Origin of the sequence: Erwinia sp. MYb416 (genome assembly GCF_037479575.1) — a bacterium.
Lineage (GTDB): Bacteria > Pseudomonadota > Gammaproteobacteria > Enterobacterales > Enterobacteriaceae > Erwinia > Erwinia rhapontici.
Window position 1 is genome coordinate 1 of the sequence record NZ_JBBGYT010000102.1, and the last position, 674, is coordinate 674.

At 54.5% G+C, this 674-nt stretch carries 3 protein-coding genes; all 3 read left to right on the forward strand.

Annotated elements, in window-relative coordinates:
- On the forward strand, positions 1-190 hold a 190-nt coding region (locus WH277_RS00890; RefSeq protein WP_339503834.1), incomplete at its 5' end, for a flagellar export chaperone FliS.
- Entirely contained in the window at positions 187-492 is a 306-nt protein-coding gene (locus WH277_RS00895) for a hypothetical protein (protein WP_339456203.1), read from the forward strand. The genes WH277_RS00890 and WH277_RS00895, both read left to right, overlap by 4 nt.
- The coding region (locus tag WH277_RS00900) for a hypothetical protein (protein WP_339503836.1) at positions 489-674 on the forward strand (186 nt) is incomplete at its 3' end. The genes WH277_RS00895 and WH277_RS00900, both read left to right, overlap by 4 nt.

The window sequence follows — 674 nt, forward strand, 5'->3', positions numbered from 1 at the left end:
TCTCAATGCATTAACCAGCGCCCTTGATTATGAGCGCGGAGGAGAACTGGCGCTGCGGCTGGCAGGGCTTTATGACTACTGCGTATATCGCTTGTATGACGCCAGTCATCATTTGTCTGTTGAACAGATAGGCGAAGTGGAAGGGATCCTGCGCAATATTCAGGAAGGCTGGGAAGGAATGGGGGCGTGATGAAGGGGCGCATTGTTCAACTGAGCCGGGCGCTGGAGCAGGCGGCAAACGACGAAAACTGGAATGAAATCCGCCGTATTGACGCTCAGATTAGCCAGCTGCTGGAAGCGATACGTGAGCAGGGATTGCAGGAGACGTTGTGCCCCGATCTGGCCACGCTATACCGCTGCCATCAACGGGTGGCAAAAATATGTCGCGAACAGCATGACGTATTGCAGATGAAGCTTCAGCAGTACCAGCAGAACCGACAAGGGCTGCAGGCGTATGCACTATTTTCAGTAAGTGATGAGGAGAATGAATGATGCCGACGATGTTTACTGTACCGGCAATATCAGGAAAGGCCGATACCCTGTTACCCGGCATCAGAGCACAGCCCGCTGCTGCATTCCCTCAGCCCGGTGCCACGCAGGCCGATAAGCTGTTGTTGCCCATCGCTATGCCTTATCTGACAGAAGGGGATGTGTCTGAACCCCCTGCCCAGGAC